The sequence below is a fragment of the Streptomyces sp. NPDC007084 genome (genome assembly GCF_040703595.1).
Lineage (GTDB): Bacteria > Actinomycetota > Actinomycetes > Streptomycetales > Streptomycetaceae > Streptomyces.
In genome coordinates, this window is sequence record NZ_JBEYFY010000026.1 from 42694 (window position 1) to 61807 (window position 19114).

Annotated in this window: 17 protein-coding genes; 12 read left to right on the plus strand and 5 right to left on the minus strand. The window is 72.4% G+C overall.

Annotated elements, in window-relative coordinates:
• Window positions 1–197 precede the first annotated feature (197 nt).
• Together AB0912_RS21580 and AB0912_RS21585 are read left to right on the plus strand one after the other, a co-directional pair.
• On the plus strand, window positions 198–878 hold the full coding sequence (locus AB0912_RS21580) for a GPP34 family phosphoprotein (RefSeq protein ID WP_366702077.1): 681 nt from the start codon (window positions 198–200) through the stop codon (window positions 876–878).
• A gap of 157 nt (window positions 879–1035) precedes the next feature.
• A complete protein-coding gene (locus AB0912_RS21585) occupies window positions 1036–1947 on the plus strand; it encodes an isocitrate lyase/phosphoenolpyruvate mutase family protein (protein ID WP_366702079.1) in 912 nt (303 codons plus the stop codon).
• Window positions 1948–1962: 15 nt separating this feature from the next.
• On the opposite strand, the gene AB0912_RS21590 is transcribed toward AB0912_RS21585, so the two are convergent.
• Both AB0912_RS21590 and AB0912_RS21595 read right to left on the minus strand, forming a co-directional pair.
• Window positions 1963–2379: an SsgA family sporulation/cell division regulator gene (locus AB0912_RS21590; protein ID WP_366702081.1), complete on the minus strand. Its 417-nt coding sequence runs from the start codon at window positions 2377–2379 to the stop codon at window positions 1963–1965.
• A 350-nt stretch (window positions 2380–2729) separates the two neighbouring features.
• Window positions 2730–3026 (minus strand): YciI family protein, encoded by a 297-nt coding sequence (locus AB0912_RS21595; RefSeq protein ID WP_366702083.1) that lies wholly within the window; start codon window positions 3024–3026, stop codon window positions 2730–2732.
• Between the two features lie 90 nt (window positions 3027–3116).
• Here AB0912_RS21595 and AB0912_RS21600 point away from each other — a divergent pair, with 90 nt between their 5' ends.
• Window positions 3117–3842 carry an endonuclease V gene (locus tag AB0912_RS21600; RefSeq protein ID WP_366702085.1) on the plus strand — a complete coding sequence of 242 codons (726 nt, stop codon included), beginning with the start codon at window positions 3117–3119 and terminating at the stop codon, window positions 3840–3842.
• 207 nt (window positions 3843–4049) lie between these two features.
• Window positions 4050–4196: a hypothetical protein gene (locus tag AB0912_RS21605; protein WP_366702153.1), complete on the plus strand. Its 147-nt coding sequence runs from the start codon at window positions 4050–4052 to the stop codon at window positions 4194–4196.
• Between the two features lie 242 nt (window positions 4197–4438).
• Here AB0912_RS21605 and AB0912_RS21610 read toward each other — a convergent pair whose 3' ends face one another.
• Window positions 4439–5611: a saccharopine dehydrogenase NADP-binding domain-containing protein gene (locus AB0912_RS21610; RefSeq protein WP_366702087.1), complete on the minus strand. Its 1173-nt coding sequence runs from the start codon at window positions 5609–5611 to the stop codon at window positions 4439–4441.
• 137 nt (window positions 5612–5748) lie between these two features.
• Between AB0912_RS21610 and AB0912_RS21615 the strand changes: the two genes are divergently transcribed.
• The 6 genes from AB0912_RS21615 to AB0912_RS21640 all read left to right on the plus strand — a co-directional run bounded on the left by AB0912_RS21615 (window position 5749) and on the right by AB0912_RS21640 (window position 12415).
• The gene (locus AB0912_RS21615; RefSeq protein ID WP_366702089.1) at window positions 5749–6141 is read left to right on the plus strand and encodes an MmcQ/YjbR family DNA-binding protein; all 393 of its coding nucleotides are present in this window, start codon (window positions 5749–5751) and stop codon (window positions 6139–6141) included.
• A 205-nt stretch (window positions 6142–6346) separates the two neighbouring features.
• Window positions 6347–7483: a CaiB/BaiF CoA-transferase family protein gene (locus tag AB0912_RS21620; RefSeq protein ID WP_366702091.1), complete on the plus strand. Its 1137-nt coding sequence runs from the start codon at window positions 6347–6349 to the stop codon at window positions 7481–7483.
• A complete protein-coding gene (locus AB0912_RS21625) occupies window positions 7483–7821 on the plus strand; it encodes a hypothetical protein (protein ID WP_366702093.1) in 339 nt (112 codons plus the stop codon). The genes AB0912_RS21620 and AB0912_RS21625 overlap by 1 nt, the downstream gene beginning before the upstream one ends.
• Window positions 7818–8960, plus strand: a complete 1143-nt coding sequence (locus AB0912_RS21630; RefSeq protein WP_366702095.1) for an acyl-CoA dehydrogenase family protein — start codon at window positions 7818–7820, stop codon at window positions 8958–8960. The genes AB0912_RS21625 and AB0912_RS21630 overlap by 4 nt, the downstream gene beginning before the upstream one ends.
• A 21-nt stretch (window positions 8961–8981) precedes the next feature.
• Window positions 8982–10196: an acetyl-CoA C-acetyltransferase gene (locus AB0912_RS21635; protein WP_366702097.1), complete on the plus strand. Its 1215-nt coding sequence runs from the start codon at window positions 8982–8984 to the stop codon at window positions 10194–10196.
• A gap of 38 nt (window positions 10197–10234) precedes the next feature.
• Window positions 10235–12415 (plus strand): 3-hydroxyacyl-CoA dehydrogenase NAD-binding domain-containing protein, encoded by a 2181-nt coding sequence (locus AB0912_RS21640; protein WP_366702099.1) that lies wholly within the window; start codon window positions 10235–10237, stop codon window positions 12413–12415.
• Window positions 12416–12656: 241 nt separating this feature from the next.
• Here the strand turns inward: AB0912_RS21640 and AB0912_RS21645 are convergent, their stop codons facing one another.
• Complete coding sequence (locus AB0912_RS21645; RefSeq protein ID WP_366702101.1) at window positions 12657–13367, minus strand: MerR family transcriptional regulator; 711 nt, start codon at window positions 13365–13367, stop codon at window positions 12657–12659.
• A 377-nt stretch (window positions 13368–13744) separates the two neighbouring features.
• Between AB0912_RS21645 and AB0912_RS21650 the strand changes: the two genes are divergently transcribed.
• Window positions 13745–15211, plus strand: coding sequence for an amino acid permease (locus AB0912_RS21650; RefSeq protein WP_366702103.1), 1467 nt, complete (start codon window positions 13745–13747; stop codon window positions 15209–15211).
• A 173-nt stretch (window positions 15212–15384) separates the two neighbouring features.
• Here the strand turns inward: AB0912_RS21650 and AB0912_RS21655 are convergent, their stop codons facing one another.
• Window positions 15385–16896: a M1 family metallopeptidase gene (locus tag AB0912_RS21655; protein WP_366702105.1), complete on the minus strand. Its 1512-nt coding sequence runs from the start codon at window positions 16894–16896 to the stop codon at window positions 15385–15387.
• Between the two features lie 182 nt (window positions 16897–17078).
• Between AB0912_RS21655 and AB0912_RS21660 the strand changes: the two genes are divergently transcribed.
• On the plus strand, window positions 17079–19049 hold the full coding sequence (locus AB0912_RS21660) for a Xaa-Pro dipeptidyl-peptidase (RefSeq protein ID WP_366702107.1): 1971 nt from the start codon (window positions 17079–17081) through the stop codon (window positions 19047–19049).
• The last annotated feature ends 65 nt before the right edge of the window (window positions 19050–19114 follow it).

Sequence of the window (19114 nt, forward strand, 5' to 3'; positions counted from 1 at the left end):
GACGGCTCGAATGCCGAGGTCGCACGCTGCGCACACGGATGGCCGGACAGAACCGGCTGTGTGTGACGCGGTGTCTCAGACCTCAGACGAGCAACGTCCTTCTCCATTCGACGGCAACAGAAGCGATGTCCACGCTACGGACGGCCCCGGGGGCTGTCAAAGGATTAACGTGGCCCCGACGACCCTAAGGAGATCCCGTGCCGCACGGCCCGCTCTCGCTGCCCGCCCGGCTCTACCTCCTGGCCTGGGACACCTCGAAACCCAGGCTCACCGGGTCGAGCCACCTCCACCATCTGGTGCGCGCCGGTGCCCTCACCGAGCTGGCCCAGCGCGGTCTGCTCGTGGACGACGACGGCATCGTCACCCCGGTGGACCCCGACTCCCGCACCGGTGACCTGGTCCTCGACGGGCTGCTGGAACTCGTCGCGGAGTCCCGGCCCCGCAAGTGGAAGGCCTGGGTCACGCTGCGCGCCCGGGTCACCCTGGACGCCCTGCGGGCCCAGCTCGCCGCCGAGGGGTATCTGCGGGCGGAGAAGAAGCGGGTCCTCGGCCTCTTCCCCTCCGTCGACTACACGCTGGACCGGGTGCCCGTCGTGGACGCGCTCCGCGCCGAGGCGCGAGCGGTCCTGGAGGGGCCGGTGCCGGTCGCCGAGATCGGGGACCGCGACGCAGCCCTGGTCGCCCTCGCGACCGCGGCCGAGCTGCGTACCGTCGCCTCCGCCAAGGAGCGCAGGCTGTACAAGGCCCGTATCGGCGAACTCACCGAGCGCGGCGGCGCGGCGGCCCCGGCCCTGAAGAAGGTCATCCAGGAGGTCAGGACCGCGGTCGTGGTGGCCGCGACGACCGCCTCGACCACGGCGGCAACGACCGGAGGCTGAGCCGCCCGCCTCCCCCGGCAGCCGGGGCCCGCCCTTCGCCCCCGGGTCCGGTGCCCGGCGGCCCGTGCACCGCCGCTCCCGGAGGCCGCGCCGGGCCCGCACGTCCCTGTCGGATTCCTGCCAGCGCACCGCGCCGGGCCGGTGTTTGCTCGTCCCCATGACGAACACCGAACCGCTCACGACGACCCCGGACCGGCTCCGGCCCCCGACGACCCCGGACCGGCTCCGGCCCCCGGGAGACACGGACCGGCTCCGCGCGACCGCGCTCGCCTTCCGGGCCCTGCACGTGCCCGGCCGGCCGCTCGTCCTGCCGAACGCCTGGGACACGGTGAGCGCCCGGATCGTGGCGGAGGCCGGGGCGGCGGCGGTGGCGACGAGCAGCGCCGGACTCGCCTGGGCGCTGGGCGCGCCGGACGGCGACCGGCTGGACCGGGAGAGCGCGCTCGCCGCCGTCGCCCGGATCGCCGCCGCGGTGGACGTGCCGGCCAGCGCGGACATCGAGAGCGGCTACGCGCCGGACGCCGCGGGTGTGGGCGACACCGCGCGGGCGGTGCTCGCGGCGGGCGCGGTGGGCGTGAACATCGAGGACGCGCTGTACGACGGCGGCTCCGTGCCGCTGCGCCCGGCCGCCGAGCAGGCGGGCCGTATCGCGGCGGTCCGCGCCGCCGCCGACGCGGTGGGGGTGCCGCTGTTCGTCAACGCCCGCGTCGACACGTTTCTGCGCGGCACGGGAGACGTGCGGGAGACCCTGGAGCGCGCCGCCGCGTTCCTGGCCGCGGGGGCGGACGGGGTCTTCGTCCCCGGGGCCGCCGACCCGGCGACGGTCAGGGCACTCGTCGGGGGCATCGAGGGACCCCTGAACATCATGGTGGGCCCCGGCGCGCCCACCGTCGCCGAGCTGGCCGCCCTCGGGGTGGCCCGGATCAGCGTGGGCTCGGGCATCGCCCAGGCCGCGCACGCCCTGGTCCGGAGTGCCGCGCGGGAGCTGCTGGACACGGGGACCTACGAGACGCTGGCCGACGGCTTCGACTACGGCCGGCTCAACGCCCTGCTGGGACAAAGAAGCTGACGGAACATCAGTACCTCAGCAGGGGCCGCGCATCAGCTCCGCGAGGTCGTGGTCCAGGTCCACCTGGAGGTGCTCCAGACCGACCGGGACCAGCTCGGTCGTCCGGTGCAGGAAGTCCCGTACCTCTCCCGAGCGCACATGCACCACGGCGGTGCCCTCGGGGGCGTGGAACTCCAGCACGGTGCGGTCGTAGCCGTACGGCCGCACCCGGACGTCGCCGACCCCCACCGAGTCGTCGAGGCCCGCCACGAGCAGCTCGCGGGCGAAGGTCCAGCAGACCTCAACGCCTTCGAGCGTCGCGGGGGCGGGGAAGGTCATGCGGACGGCGAACGGGTCGGTCCGGTCGTAGTGGAGTGTGGCGGGAATACTCGGCATCCGCGGCGCGGCGGCGACGAGGCGGGCCTCAACGGGCTGCTCGATGACGGTGGACAACGCCTTTGCTCCCTTGTGACGACTGGACGGACTCCGGGTGGATGACGCCGGTCAATGAAAGAGACGGAAAAACGGCACGGCGCGTGCACCCGTGACCCGAGTGACCTCTGTCACCGGGGTCATGCACCGGGGTCATGTACCGGGGAGATCCACTTTCCCCGACCACGGCCGTCCCACTCCGCCCCGCGCACGCGGCACACCCCTGAGGACACCCGTACGGGCCCCTGAGGTTCCCGCCGGAGGCCATCCGGACGGCCCGGCGCGATGGATGTCCCGATTGTCACCGCCGCCGGCGGTCGTACCCGGCGCGCCCCGGACAGCCGGGGAGCGGCGCCGCTCAGCCGAGCCGTTCAGCCGGGCTGCTCCCTGTAGCGCTCCAGGCCGGGCGCCGTTTTCGTCGCGACGAACTCCGTGACGCGGTACGCGCACACGCCCGCGGCGACGAACGGATCACCTTCGGCGATCTCCTCGATCCGCGCCCTGCTCTCCGCGACGGCCAGGATCACACCCCCGTCGCGCGGGTTCTTGCGCCCCGAGGCGAGGAAGTGGCCGGCCGCGTACTGCTCGTCCAGCCAGGCGACATGGGCCTCCAGGACGGCGTCGACGGCATCGAGCGGCGCGGTGTAGGACAGCTCCAGTACGAACATGATCGCGAGCCTACTCCCGGCCCCCGCCGTCCGTCCCGGCTACGGCTGCCCTAGGCTCGTGCTCCCCATGACGACCGTGAGGGTCCCACCATGACGACCGTGAGGGTTCCGACGACCGTGCGGGTTCCGGCGACCGTGCGGGTTCCGGCGGATTGGCCCGGCACCGAGGAGCAAGCCCGGGCCGTGCAGGACGAGTCGCGCGAGCGGGTCGTCCTCGGCGAGCCGGGCCCGCCGCCCGGCGCAGGCCATGTCACGGGCGTCGACGTGGCCTACGACGACGAGCGCGATGTCGTCGCGGCGGCGGCCGTAGTCCTGGACGCGGTGACCCTCGACGTCGTGGCGGAGGCCACCGCGGTCGGCCAGGTCTCCTTCCCTTACGTGCCGGGCCTCCTCGCCTTCCGCGAGATCCCGACCGTCCTCGCCGCGCTGGAGGCCCTGCCCTGCCCGCCCGGCCTGGTGGTCTGCGACGGCTACGGCCGCGCCCACCCGCGCCGCTTCGGCCTGGCCAGTCACCTCGGCGTCCTCACCGGCCTCCCCACCATCGGCGTCGCCAAGAACCCCTTCACCTTCGCGTACGAGGAGCCGGGCGCCCGGCGCGGCAGCGCCACGCCGCTCCTCGCCGGCCACGAGGAGGTGGGCCGCGCCCTGCGCACCCGGGACGGCGTCAAGCCCGTCTTCGTCTCCGTCGGCCACCGCGTGGACCTCGACAACGCCTGCGCCCACACCCTCGCGCTCACCCCCAAGTACCGCCTGCCGGAGTCCACCCGGCGCGCGGACTCCCTGTGCCGGCGCGCCCTCCGCGAGGCAACGGCCTGACGGGACCGCCCAGTTGATCGCGCCAACCCCGAACAGGCCTCACGGGGAGCCCGGTTGAGCCCCGGTTCCGGTCACCGCTCTCCCTCCGTGTGAGTCGTCCGCCGCTCACGCCTTCCGAGCGCGGGCCCCGAGTGGGCTGTTCTGAGTACCTGCTCTGAGTACGCGCACGGATGCGAGGGCGCCGGCATGCTCGGCAGGCTGGGCCGCATGACCTCACACCGCGCCCCGAAGGCCGCAGCCACCCCCGCCCAGCCCGTCGAGCGCGCCGTCCTCGCGGCACTGACCCTCGCCGTCCTGGCCGGCCTGGCCTGGATCGGCGGGATGATCTGGACGGTGACGGCCTGGGCGGCGTGAGGCGAGGCCGAGCGGCTGGGCGGCGGATCGGCGGCCCCGGCCGGGTCGGGCAAGGGGCTGATGGCCCCGGCGGTGCCTGCCGTCCGGGCGCACGGCGGGGGCGACCGGGCGGAAGGACGCTGATCCCCGCCTGTTGGACCGTACGCCGGGCACCCTTCCGTGCCACGCCTCCCCGGCGGATGGCCCACCCGGCAGGTACAACCGCGCCACCCGGCAGGTACATCCGCGCCGCCCGGTGGCGCCTACCGCACCGCCGCCACCCGGAACGTGATGCCGGCGGCGCGCAGCCGTCCGGTCAGGGCGTCGCCCATCGCTGCCGCCGGTGTGACCTGGCCGGACGTTGCCGGCAGGTCGTCCAGGGCAAGGGCCAGGGCGGACTCCGCGAGCATCTTGGCGGTCTCGTCGTAGCCAGGGTCACCGCCCGCGACCTCGGTGAACACACGCCGGCCGCCGCCCTCGCCCACGAAGCGCACCGAGAACCAGCTCTTCGCGCGCCGCGCGGCACTCGGCCCCTCGCCCGGCTTGAAACGGTCGGACAACCAGCGGCGCGCGGGCGGCAGTTGGGCCGCCGCGAAGATCGCGCCGACCCCGGCCACCCCGCCGAGGGCCACGGGCAGCCGCCGTACCGCCGCGTAGTGGCGATAGCGGAAGTCGGGCCCGTACCGCTCCAGGGCCCGCGCCGAGCGCCGCACCACCTGCGCGTCGATCGTCGGCAGCGGCAGTGCCCAGGCACCGACCTCCCCGGCGAACCGCGGCGCGCCCAGCGGTGCCACGGACCGGCGGCCCATCAGGCGCGGCTCGTGGTGGCGGCGGTCCCGTGCCGCCGCGATCATCTGCGGGCCCCGGGCGAACTGGTTCAGCGCGGAGTTGAAGGTGCCGCCCGAGAACATCGCCCGGGAGCGGACGAATCCGTCCACCCGCAGCGGCACCCCCTCCGGGAGTTGCCGCACGGTGAAGTAGGCGCCCAGGTCGTGCGGGATCGAGTCGAAGCCGCAGGCGTGCACCAGCCGGGCGCCCGTCTCCCGCGCGCGTGCGTCGTGCCGCACGTACATCAGGTCCACGAACTCCGGCTCGCCGGTGAGGTCCAGATAGTCGGTCCCGGCGTCCGCGCAGGCCGCGACCAGGCTTTCGCTGTAGGTGACGTACGGGCCCACCGTGGTGGCCACCACGCGCGCGTGCCGGGCGAGTTCGCGGACCGAGTCCGGGTGCGTCACATCGGCCCGCAGCACGCCGGGCGCGCCGCCGAGCCGTCCCCGCAGACGCTCCAGTTTCTCCGCGTCGCGTCCGGCGATCGCCCACCGCAGCCCCTCGGGCGCGTGCGCGGCGAGGTACTCCGCGGTCAGCTCCCCGACGAACCCGGTGGCTCCGAAGAGCACGACGTCGTACGCGCGGTCCGTCCCGTTCAGCCTGCTCATGACACCTTCCCCAGTGGGCTGCGCTCGACCGGGCGGGGGCCCCACGTCGTGCGCGAAGCGCCGTTGTCGGTGGCCGAGGCTAGCGTGAGGGACGAGCAGCCGGACGACGAGGGCGTACGAACAGGCCGGAGGTAGCCGTGGCCGTCCAGAGAAACGCGCTGAAAAAGTGGCAGAAGGTGCGCGAGTTCGCGCTCGGCCTGCCCGGCGCCACGGAGGAGTTCCCGTGGGGCGAGACCGTGGCCAAGGCCAACGGGAAGGTCTTCGTCTTCCTCGGTCTGGACGACGGCAGTCATCCGCTGGCCGTCACGGTGAAGCTCACGGACGAGGCGGCGCACGCCCACGCGCTCACCTCGCCCGGAGCCCAGCCCGCCGGATACGGCCTGGGCCGGTCCGGCTGGGTGCGGATACCCCTGGAGGAGCAGGGGGCTCCCCGCGCGGAGCTGCTCTGCGACTGGGTCGAGGAGAGCTACCGGGTCATCGCCCCCAAGCGGCTGATCGCGGAGCTGGACCAGGGCCAGGACCAGCGGTGACCGCGCCGGTCGGCGGGCGGCCCGGCCCATGGCCGCCGCGGCGGGCGCATCTGGACCAGCCCTGATCGCGGCTCCGGGCGGTCCTGGGAGGCACGGTTCGCCGGGAATTTAACTAAGCGCTTGCTCGCTGAGGGCTTGCCCGGAGTGGAACGCGTTCTTAACATCGCTGATGTCACATCAGTAGTGTCACAGTGCTGGGGGCTTGATGGCAGAGGCACGAACGCCGGGGCACGGCCCCCTCGCCGGGGTGCGTGTCGTGGAGCTGGCGGGCATCGGGCCCGGCCCGTTCGCCGCCATGCTCCTGGCCGACCTGGGCGCGGACGTCGTCCGGGTGGACCGCCCCGGCGGCCCCGGCCTCGCGATCGACCCGGCCCACGACGTGACCAACCGCAACAAGCGGTCCGTGATCATCGACCTCAAGGCGGAGGGCGGCCCCTCCCGCGTCCTCGACCTGGTCGAACGCGCGGACGTCCTCATCGAGGGCTACCGCCCCGGCGTCGCCGAGCGCCTCGGGGTCGGCCCTGACGCCTGCCACGCCCGCAACCCCCGGCTCGTCTACGGCCGGATGACCGGCTGGGGCCAGGACGGGCCGCTCGCCGACCGCGCCGGACACGACGTCGCCTACATCGCGCTCACCGGCACCCTCGGCATGATCGGCAGGCCCGACGAGGCCCCCGCCGTCCCCGCGAACCTCCTCGGCGACTACGCGGGCGGCTCGCTCTACCTGGTCGTCGGTGTCCTCGCCGCCCTCCACCACGCGCGCGAGAGCGGCGCCGGACAGGTGGTGGACGCCGCGATCGTCGACGGCACCGCCCATCTGTCCGCGATGATCCACGGCATGATGGCCGCCGGCGGCTGGCAGGACCGGCGCGGCGCCAACCTCCTCGACGGCGGCTGCCCCTACTACGGCACCTACGAGACCGCCGACGGCGGCTACCTGGCGGTGGGCCCCCTGGAGGAGCGCTTCTACGACACCTTCGTCGACCTCCTCGGCGTCCCGGAGCTGCGTCCCGCCCGCAAGGACCTCGCCCGCTGGCCGGAACTGCGCGAGACGGTCGCCGCCCGCTTCAAGACCCGTACCCGCGACGAGTGGGCCGCCGTGTTCGACGGGTCCGACGCGTGCGTGGCGCCGGTCCTGTCGCTGCGCGAGGCACCGGCCCACCCGCACCTCGCCGCCCGCGGCACCTTCGTGGACCACGGGGGCATCACCCAGCCGGCCCCCGCGCCGCGCTTCTCCGCCACCCCCACCTCCGTGCGCGGCGGCCCCGCGCTGCCGGGGGCCGACACCGCGGACGTGGCCCGTGACTGGGACGTGCCCCGGCTGACCGAGGACGCCGACTGATGGAACTCTCCCGCCCGCTCGGCCACCCGGGTGACGCACGGCGGACCGCCCGCGAGGTCGCCGCCCCGCAGGCCGCCGGCCTCGACGCCGCCCGGGTCGCCGAGGCCCCCGGCCTCGGCTCGCCCACGATCACGGACCACCCGGCCACCCGCACCCACCACACGAAGAAGACCGGCGCCGCGATCCCGAACCTCCACTCCCGGACCCCGGCCCGCGTCGCCCGGACGGCCGCAGGCCGCGCCGCCGGCTGGGCAGCCGCCCCCGACCGACGCCTGGACCGAACGCCCCGCCCCGCCCCCGTGCCCCGTACGCCCACCAGGAAGGCCGTTCCCGCATGAAGCGGCAGATCTTCACCGCCGAGCACGACGCGTTCCGCGAGACCGTCCGCACCTTCCTCGCCAAGGAGGTGCTGCCGCACTACGAGCAGTGGGAGAAGGACGGCATCGTCTCGCGCGAGGCCTGGCGCGCGGCCGGCCGGCAGGGCCTGCTCGGGCTCGCCGTGCCCGAGGAGTTCGGCGGCGGCGGGAACACCGACTTCCGCTACAGCGCCGTCCTCGCCGAGGAGTTCACCCGCGCGGGAGCCGCGGGCCTCGCCGTCGGCCTGCACAACGACATCATCGGCCCCTATCTCACCGGCCTCGCCACCGAGGAGCAGAAGCGGCGCTGGCTGCCCGGCTTCTGCGACGGCTCGCTCGTCACCGCGATCGCCATGACCGAACCCGGCGCCGGCTCCGACCTCCAGGGCATCGCGACCCACGCCGAGGACAAGGGCGACCACTTCCTGCTCAACGGCTCCAAGACCTTCATCTCCAACGGCATCCTCGCCGACCTCGTGATCGTCGTCGCGAAGACCACCCCCGAGGGCGGCGCCCACGGACTGTCCCTGCTGGTGGTCGAGCGCGGCATGGAGGGCTTCGAGCGCGGCCGCAACCTCGACAAGATCGGCCAGAAGGCGCAGGACACCGCCGAGTTGTTCTTCCACGACGTCCGCGTGCCCAAGGAGAACCTTCTCGGCGAGCGCAACGGCGCCTTCGTCCACCTGATGACGAACCTCGCCCAGGAACGCATGGGCATCGCCGTCGCCGCCATCGCGGGCGCCGAACACCTGCTGGAGATCACCACCCGGTACGTCAAGGAGCGCGAGGCGTTCGGCCGGCCGCTCGCCCGGCTCCAGCACATCCGCTTCGAGATAGCCGAGATGGCCACCGAGTGCGCCGTCACCCGCACCTTCCTCGACCGCTGCATCACCGACCACTCCGACGGCGGACTCGACGCCGTGCACGCCTCGATGGCCAAGTGGTGGGCCACCGAACTGCAAAAGCGCGTCGCCGACCGCTGCCTCCAACTGCACGGCGGATACGGCTACATGACGGAGTACCCGGTCGCCCGGGCCTTCACCGACGGACGCATCCAGACCATCTACGGCGGCACGACCGAGATCATGAAGGAGATCATCGGCCGTTCCCTGCTCGGCTAACCCTCCCCGAAAGGCTTACCAGTGAGCACCGAAGCGTACGTGTACGACGCGATCCGCACCCCGCGCGGACGCGGCAAGCAGAACGGCGCCCTGCACGGCACCAAGCCCATCGACCTGGTCGTCGGGCTCATCCACGAGATCCAGGCCCGCTTCCCGGACCTCGACCCGGCCGCCATCGACGACATCGTCCTCGGCGTCGTCGGCCCGGTCGGCGACCAGGGCTCCGACATCGCCCGCATCGCCGCGATCGCCGCCGGACTGCCCGACACGGTGGCCGGAGTACAGGAGAACCGCTTCTGTGCCTCGGGCCTGGAAGCCGTCAACCTGGCCGCGATGAAGGTCCGTTCGGGCTGGGAGGACCTGGTTCTCGCGGGCGGCGTCGAGTCGATGTCGCGGGTGCCGATGGCCTCGGACGGCGGCGCCTGGTTCGCCGACCCGATGACCAACCTCGACACCAACTTCGTCCCGCAGGGCATCGGCGCCGACCTGATCGCCACCATCGAGGGCTTCTCGCGCCGTGACGTGGACGAGTACGCGGCCCTCTCCCAGGAGCGCGCGGCGGGCGCGGTGAAGGACGGCCGCTTCACGCGCTCCGTCGTCCCGGTCAGGGACCGCGCCGGTCTCACCGTCCTCGACCACGACGAGTTCCTGCGCCCCGGCACCACCGCCGACTCGCTCGCCAAGCTGAAGCCGTCGTTCGCGGACATCGGTGAGCTGGGCGGTTTCGACGCGGTGGCGCTGCAGAAGTACCACTGGGTCGAGCAGATCGACCACGTCCACCACGCGGGCAACTCCTCCGGCATCGTGGACGGCGCCTCCCTCGTCGCCGTCGGCTCGCGCGAGGTAGGCGAGCGCTACGGCCTGACCCCGCGCGCGCGGATCGTCGCCGCGGCCGTGTCCGGCTCCGAGCCCACCATCATGCTCACCGGCCCCGCCCCGGCCACCCGCAAGGCGCTGGCCAAGGCGGGTCTGACCATCGACGACATCGACCTGGTCGAGATCAACGAGGCCTTCGCCGCCGTCGTCCTGCGCTTCGTGAAGGACATGGGCCTGTCCCTGGACAAGGTCAACGTCAACGGCGGCGCCATCGCGCTGGGCCACCCCCTCGGCGCCACCGGCGCCATGATCCTCGGCACCCTCGTGGACGAACTGGAGCGCCAGGACAAGCGCTACGGCCTCGCCACCCTGTGCGTGGGCGGCGGCATGGGCATCGCCACCATCGTCGAACGCGTCTGACCTTCCCAACGGATCACGGATCTACGGAGCATCCCCTGATGAGCACTGAGCCCACAACCATCCGCTGGGAACAGGACGAGACCGGCGTCGTCACCCTCGTCCTGGACGACCCCAACCAGTCCGCGAACACGATGAACCAGGCGTTCAAGGACTCGATCGCGGCCGTCGCCGAGCGTGCCGAGGCCGAGAAGGACTCCATCCGCGGCATCATCTACACCTCCGCCAAGAAGACCTTCTTCGCGGGCGGCGACCTCAAGGACATGATCCAGGCGGGCCCCGAGGACGCCCGGCAGGTCTTCGAGGCCGGCACCGCCATCAAGTCCGCGCTGCGCCGCATCGAGACCCTCGGCAAGCCGGTCGTCGCCGCGATCAACGGCGCGGCCCTCGGCGGCGGTTACGAGATCGCCCTCGCCTCCCACCACCGGGTGGCCCTCGACGCGCCCGGCTCCAAGATCGGGCTCCCCGAGGTCACCCTCGGCCTGCTGCCGGGCGGCGGTGGCGTCACCCGCGCCGTCCGCCTCATGGGCATCGCCGACGCCCTCCTCAAGGTGCTCCTCCAGGGCACCCAGTACACGCCGCGGCGGGCCCTGGAGAACGGCCTGGTCCACGAAGTGGCCGCCACCCCCGAGGAGATGCTCGCCAAGGCGCGGGCCTTCATCGACGCCAACCCCGAGTCGCAGCAGCCCTGGGACAAGCCCGGCCACCGCATCCCCGGCGGCACCCCCGCCAACCCCAGGTTCGCCGCGAACCTGCCCGCCTTCCCCGCCAATCTGCGCAAGCAGCTCGGCGGCGCGCCCTATCCGGCCCCGCGCAACATCCTCGCCGCGGCCGTCGAGGGCTCCCAGGTCGACTTCGAGACCGCGCTGACCATCGAAGGCCGCTACTTCACCGATCTGGTCATCGGCCAGACCGCGAAGAACATGATCCAGGCGTTCTTCTTCGACCTCCAGGCCGTCAACTCCGGCGCCAACCGGCCGCAGGGCATCGAGCCCCGCCCGGTCCGCAAGGTGGCCGTGCTCGGCGCGGGCATGATGGGCGCGGGCATCGCCTACGCGTGCGCCCGCGCGGGCATCGACGTCGTGCTGAAGGACGTGACCGCCCAGGCGGCCGCCAAGGGCAAGGCGTACTCGGAGAAGCTGTGCGCCAAGGCCGTCTCCCGGGGCCGTACCACCCAGGAGAAGGCGGACGCGCTGCTCGCCCGCATCACGCCCACCGCCGACCCGAACGACCTCGCGGGCTGCGACGCCGTCATCGAGGCCGTCTTCGAGGACACCGCCCTCAAGCACAAGGTGTTCCAGGAGATCCAGGGCATCGTGGAGCCCGACGCGCTGCTCTGCTCCAACACCTCGACGCTGCCGATCACCGCGCTCGCCGAGGGTGTCGAGCGGCAGGACGACTTCATCGGACTGCACTTCTTCTCGCCCGTCGACAAGATGCCGCTGGTGGAGATCATCAAGGGCGAGCGCACCGGCGACCAGGCGCTGGCCCGCGCCTTCGACCTCGTCCGGCAGATCAAGAAGACGCCCATCGTCGTCAACGACTCGCGCGGCTTCTTCACCTCGCGGGTCATCGGGCAGTTCATCAACGAGGGCGTGGCGATGGTCGGCGAGGGCATCGAGCCCGCCTCCGTCGAGCAGGCCGCCGCCCAGGCCGGTTACCCGGCCAAGGTCCTCTCCCTGATGGACGAGCTGACGCTCACCCTGCCCCGCAAGATCCGCAAGGAGTCGCAGCAGGCCGTCGAGGAGGCGGGCGGCACCTGGCAGACCCATCCCGCCGAGGCCGTCATCGACCGCATGGTCGACGAGTTCGGCCGCCCCGGCCGCAGCGGCGGCGCCGGGTTCTACGAGTACGGGGAGGACGGTAAGCGCGGCAGGCTGTGGCCGGGCCTGCGCGAGCACTTCACCAAGGCGGGGCACGAGATCCCGTTCGAGGACATGAAGGAGCGGATGCTCTTCTCCGAGGCGCTGGACACCGTCCGGCTTCTGGAGGAAGGCGTCCTGACCTCCGTCGCCGACGCCAACATCGGCTCCATCTTCGGCATCGGCTTCCCCGGCTGGACCGGAGGCGTCCTCCAGTACATCAACGGCTACGAGGGCGGACTGCCCGGATTCGTCGCCCGCGCACGGGAGCTGGCCGAGCGCTATGGCGACCGCTTCCTGCCGCCCGCGCTGCTCGTGGCGAAGGCGGAGAAGGGCGAGCGCTTCACGGACGCCGCCTGAGGCCCGTACGCGCAGGGTTCAAGTCGCCCCGTGACAAGGGGCCTTGCACCACGAGGGCGGGCACCGGACGCCGACCGGCGAACCGGTGCCCGCCCCACCCCGACCGGCGAACCGGTGCCCGCCCCACCCCGGCCGGCGGACCGGCGGACGCCGACCGGTAAACCGGGTGGCCGCCACGTACCGGCCGGCGGGTACCGGCGGACGCCGACCGGCGGACCGGGTGTCCGCCCCGGCCCGGCGCTCACGACTCCTTGAGCCACTCCCGCAGTTCCTCCCGCAGGGACCGCTGGAACGTGGTGAGCAGCGCCTGCACCACCAGCGGCTGCATATGCGCCGACAGCGACTTCACGGCCGCCACGGACTCGCCCTCGCCCACCGCGTCCCGCAGCAGGGCGGACAACTCGCGGGCCGCCGCCCGGGAATGCTCCAGCAGGACGGCTCGCGCGGCGAGGATCGTCTCGTGCGCGAACGGCACGTCCAGGAGTTCCACCCCGAGCCGCAGCAGCCCCGGGTCGAGCCGTACGGGGTCGTCGGGTCCCTCGCCGGTCCGCTCGACGACGCTCATCGCGGCGAGCCGTTCCAGCTCCTCGTCGCCGAGGGCGCGTCCGGCACGCCGCTCCAGCTCCTCGCGGGTCACCTCCTCCGTCGCTCCCGGCGCCCAGGAGGCGACCACGGCACGGTGCAGGGCCAGGTCCTGCGCGCTCAGACCGGGCGGGAGCTGCGTGAGGTGCCGTTCGATCGCGGCCAGCGTCATGCCCCGGTGCTGCAGTTCCTCGATGAGCGCGAGCCGCGCCAGGTGCTCCTGGCTGTAGTGGCCGACCCGCCGGGGTCCGATCACCGGGGGCGGCAGCAGACCCCGGGCACTGTAGAAGCGGACCGTACGGACCGTGACGCCCGCCCGCGCGGCCAGTTCGTCGACCGTGAGCGTCGGCTCCTCGGTGCCCGTCGTCATGGCAGCTCCCCGCCTCTCGCGTCGTACCACGCGCGCCGGTGACCGGTGCTCGCGCGGTGCAACAGTATTGCTGTCCCACCAGTGTTGTGAAAGCGCCCGTCCCGGAGGGGGAGGGGAGGGGGAGCGTGAGAGGGGCGAGGGGCCCGGTGCCGGGGGCGGCAGGGGGTGGTGTGCGGGCGGGCGCAGGACGGTCACGTGTCGCGCACGGCGTGATCATCGGGTGAGAGTTCCCTGATGTGACGCGTGCCACCGCATGGGCGGTGATCCTCCTGGGAAGGCGCCGCCTTGGTCCGCGCATCCTCCGACTCGGTGCGGGGCCGGCACATCCGGACACCCGCGCACCCCGTGCGCCGGCGCACCAGAAGGTAGATCCACCCGTGAGCAAGGAAGCCGTAGACACGGCCGGGGCCGCTTCCCGCACCGGCGTGACCCCGTCGCCCGCCGACGCGGGCGACGCCGGTTACAGCAAGGGTCTCAAGGCCCGCCACGTCAACATGATCGCCATCGGCGGCGCGATCGGCACCGGGCTCTTCCTCGGCGCCGGAGGCCGCCTGCACGACGCGGGCCCGGCGCTCGCCGTCGCCTACCTGGTCTGCGGAGCCTTCGCCTTCTTCGTGGTCCGCGCCCTCGGCGAGCTGGTCCTGTACCGGCCCTCCTCCGGGTCCTTCGTCTCGTACGCGCGTGAGTTCCTCGGCGAGAAGGGCGCCTACGTCGCCGGGTGGATGTACTTCCTGAACTGGTCCACGACCGGGATCGCCGACATCACCGCCATCGCCCTCTACACCCACTACTGGAGCTTCTTCACCGACATCCCGCAGTGGGTGCTGGCACTGGTCGCCCTCGCGGTGGTGCTCGCCGTGAACCTGATCTCGGTGAAGATCTTCGGCGAGATGGAGTTCTGGTTCGCGATCGTCAAGGTCGCCACCCTCGTCGGCTTCATGCTGATCGGTGTCTTCCTGCTCGCCACGCGGCACGACGTCGGCGGCCACACGCCCGGCCCGGGGCTCGTCATGGACCACGGCGGGCTGCTGCCGCACGGGATGATGCCGGTGGTCCTCGTGATGCAGGGCGTGATCTTCGCGTACGCCGCGCTGGAGCTGGTCGGTGTCGCGGCCGGCGAGACCGAGGAGCCGGAGAAAGTCGTCCCGCGCGCGGTGAACTCGATCATGTGGCGCGTCGGGGTCTTCTACGTCGGTTCCGTCGTCCTGCTGGCCCTGCTGCTGCCCGGTTCGGCGTACTCGGCCGACCAGAGCCCGTTCGTCACCGTCCTGTCGAAGATCGGGGTGCCGGCGGCCGGTGACGTCATGAACCTGGTCGTCCTCACCGCGGCCATGTCGTCGCTGAACTCCGGCCTGTACTCCACCGGCCGCATCCTGCGCTCCATGGCGATGGCGGGCTCGGCGCCCCGGTTCACCGCGAAGATGAACCGCAGCCAGGTCCCGTACGGCGGCATCCTGCTCACCTGCGCGGTGTGCGTGCTCGGCGTCGTCCTCAACTACCTCATGCCGAGCCAGGCCTTCGAGATCGTCCTGAACGTGGCGTCCCTCGGCATCATCAGCACCTGGGTGATCATCATGATCTGCCACCTGGTGTTCGTCCGCCGGGCCAAGGAAGGGCTGCTGACCCGTCCCTCGTTCCGTCTGCGCGGCAGCCCGGTGACGGAGATCGTCACCATCGCCTTCCTGCTGGCCGTCCTCGGCCTGATGTGGAACGACCCCGAGGTGGGCCGCAAGACCCTCCTGCTCGTCCCCCTGATCGCCGTCCTGCTCACGGCGGGCTGGTTCGGCGTCCGCCGCCGTGTCACCCGGACCCGGAACGAGGAACTGGACAGCCTCACGAACTAGCCGAGGAGGCGGCCCGCGAGACGGAGCGGAAGGGGGCGATGGCGCGGACGCCGGGACGTGTCCCGGCCAGCGTCCGTGCCACCGCCCCCCCCAACTCACCAACTCACCTCAGCCCGGTCAGCCCGAGTAGCCCTGTCAGCCCGAGCCGGCACCCGGCTTGCCCTGGATGTACCTCAGTGAGCCGTGCCCGAGTGGACCGCGTTCGTTGCCGCGATCTTCTTCCACGACCTGGGCTGTGCGACGGATTTCCGGGCCACCTCGGCGGACTTGGTCGGACCCGCTCCCCGGACCGCCGGGGCCGCGGGCTTGGACGGCTGGAACAGCCAGGTGTCGAAGAGCGCGCCCAGCGGCCGTCCGGACACCCGCTCGGCGAACGTCCGGAAGTCGCCGACCGAGGCGTTCCCGTAGGCGTGCTCCTTCGGCCACCCCTTCAGAATGGCGAAGAACGCCTTGTCCCCGACCTCGTTGCGCAGCGCCTGCACGGCCAGCGCGCCCCGGTCGTAGACCGCCGTGTCGAACTGGTTGTCCGGCCCCGGGTCGCCGGGCACGACCGTCCAGAACGCGTCGTCCGCCGGATGCGAGGCGTACGTGTAGTCCGCCAGCTCCTGCGTCGTGCCCTCGCCCTCGTGCTCGGACCAGAGCCACTGCGCGTACCGCGCGAAGCCCTCGTTGATCCAGATGTCCTTCCAGCCCTTCAGCGACACGTCGTCGCCGTACCACTGGTGCGCCAACTCGTGCACGACGACAGAGGTGTTGGAGCCGTTCGCGAACTGCCGCGGGCTGTAGTACACCCGGGTCTGCGTTTCCAGGGCGTACCCGGTCGTGGTGTTGGGGACATAGCCGCCCGCCGAACTGAACGGGTACGTGCCGAAGTAGCCGCTCAGCCAGTCGACCAGCTCGCCGGTGCGCTCCACACTGGCGCGCGCCGCCCCGTCGTTGTCGCCGAGGTCCTTGCTGTAGGCGTTGACGACCGGGACACCGCCGTCGGACGTGCTGGTGGTGATGTCGAACCTGCCGACCGCGAGCGTGGTCAGATAGGTGGCCTGCGGCTTGTTCGAGCGCCAGTTGTAGCGGGTCCAGCCGAGCCGTGAACTCGTCGACTGGAGCGTGCCGTTGGAGATCGCCTGGGTGCCGTCCGGGACCGCCACCGACACGTCGTACGTCGCCTTGTCCAGCGGGTGGTCGTTGCTCGGGTACCACCACCACGCCGACTCCGGCTCGTCCGCCGCGATGGCGCCGTCCGGTGTGCGGTGCCAGGTCGAGAAGCCGTACGCGGACTTCGTGGACGGCACTCCGCTGTAGCGGACGACGACCGTGACCGGCGTGCCCTTGGCGAGCGGCTTCGCCGGGGTGATCTGCAGCTCGTGCTCGCCCGAGGTCGCGAACGCCGCCTTCGCGCCGTTGACCCGCACCTCGCTCACATCGAGCAGGAAGTCCAGATCGAACCGGGACAGGTCCTGTGTGGTGGTCGCCAGCAGGGTCGCCGTGCCCTCCAGCTCGTCCGTCCGCGGCTGGTACGTGAGCCGCAGGTCGTAGTGGGAGACGTCGTATCCGCCGTTGCCGTAAGCCGGGTAGTAGGGGTCGCCGATACCCGGCGCGCCCGGGGTGTAGCTTGCCGCCGAAGCCGGGATCGCCAGCAGCAGGGAGGCGGCCAGGGCGCCCGGGGCGATGAGTCTGCGGTGCACGTGGGGCTCCAAGTCGTGGGGGCATGAAGTCTGTCCGGAGCCTATTGAGTCCCTGTGGCCCCGGTCATGTCCATGGCCACCCCTGTCACACGATCGCCATTCGGCCGACATGTGACGCCCCGTCGCACCGGCCGCTCATCTCCCCTCTTTCGCCTGGGAGTTGACCGGGGTACCTTCCGCGCATGCCGATACCCGAGCGCCGCACGCGCCCCACCACCTGGAGATCGCTCGCGACGGCCGCCGTGGCCGCCCTGCTGGCCGCGTTCCTCGCCCCCACCGCCGCGCACGGCGCCCCACGCGAGAGCACCCCGGTCTATTCCTACGAGAACGCGATCCGGGAGTCCGTCTGGGTCGACACCGGCCTCGACGGCGACCGCGACGGAAAGCGCGACCGGGTCGCCGTCGACGTCGTCCGCCCCCGCGAACCCGCCCGGCAGGGCCGCAAGGTCCCCGTCATCATGGACGCCAGCCCGTACTACTCGTGCTGCGGACGCGGCAACGAGAGCCAGTTGAAGACGTACGACGCGAACGGCAACATCGTCCGGATGCCGCTGTTCTACGACAACTACTTCGTGCCGCGCGGCTACGCCGTCGTCGGCGTCGACCTCGCCGGCACCAACCGCTCCGACGGCTGTGTGGACGTGGGCGGACGCTCCGACATCCAGTCCGCGAAGGCGGTGGTCGACTGGCTGAACGGCCGGGCCAGAGCGTATACCACCCGCACCGGCGCCATCTCCGCCAAGGCCGACTGGACCAACGGCGACACCGGCATGATCGGCAAGAGCTGGGACGGCACCATCGCCAACGGTGTCGCCGCCACCGGCGTCAGAGGCCTGAAGACCATCGTGCCGATCAGCGCCATCTCCTCCTGGTACGACTACTACTTCGCCCAGGGCGCCCCGCTCTACGACTCCGGCCCCGACTGGCTCTCCGACTACGTCGACAGCCCCGACGCCCGCGCCAAGTGCGCCCAAGTCCAGGCCGAGTTGGTGAAGGGGGCCCCGCGCAACGGCGACTGGACCCCGCTGTGGACCGAGCGCGACTACGTCAAGGACGCCTCCAAGGTGCGCGCCAGCGTCTTCCTCGTCCACGGCATGCAGGACCTCAACGTCCGTACGAAGAACTTCGGGCAGTGGTGGGACGCCCTCGCGAGGCACGGTGTCGAGCGCAAGATCTGGCTCTCCCGGACCGGCCACGTCGACCCCTTCGACTTCCGCCGCGCCGCCTTCGTGGACACCCTGCACCGCTGGTTCGACCACGAACTCCTCGGCTACGACAACGGCATCGACCGCGAGCCGATGGCCGACATCGAACGCCACCCCGGCCAGTGGACCACCTCCGCGCTGTGGCCGCCCCGCACCACCGCGCCGGCCACCCTGCGCCCGGGCACGGGCAGCCAGGCCGGCGTCGGCACCCTCGCCCTCCGCAAGGGGTCGGGAACGGAGACCTTCACCGACGACGCGGCGCTGAGCGAGACCGACTGGGCCGCGCACATCGACCGGGCGACCCCGGAGAAGGCGGGCTTCACCACCGGGCCGCTCACCCGCGACCTGCGGCTGTCCGGTTCCTCGGAGGTCACCGTCACCGCCACCCCCACCACCTCGACGGCCCACCTCTCGGCGGTCCTCGTGGACCTCGGCCCCGACACCATCCGCGACTACGCGGGCTCCGGCGAGGGCATCACCACTCTCACCGACCGCACCTGCTGGGGCGCGAGCACCACGGGCGACAGCGCCTGCTACAAGGAGACCCGGGCCGCCACGACGGACGTCGACTTCACGGTCCTCAGCCGTGGCTGGGCCGACCTCGGCCACCGCGCCTCGGGCCACGGCGCCCCGCTCACCCCCGGCAAGGCCCGCACGATCACCCTCCACCTCGCGGCGACCGACCACGTCGTCCCCAAGGGCCACCGCCTCGCGCTGATCGTGGCGGGCACCGACAAGGACCTCATCGATCCGCCGTCCACCACCCCGACCCTGACCCTCGACCTGTCCCGCACCTCGGCGCGGGTCCCGTTCGTCGGCGGGGCGGCGGCGTTCGCGCGGGCGACGGCGGGCTCCCGCCCGGTGCCCGGCGCGTCCGCGCCGGCCTCTGTCCTCGACGGCGTCCGCGGTCCCGGTGCGGCCCTCCGCGTCCCGGGGGAGCACCGCTGACCGGCCGCAGCCGGGCCGACCGAACCCGGGCCGACCGAACCCGGACGGACTGAGCCCGGACGGAC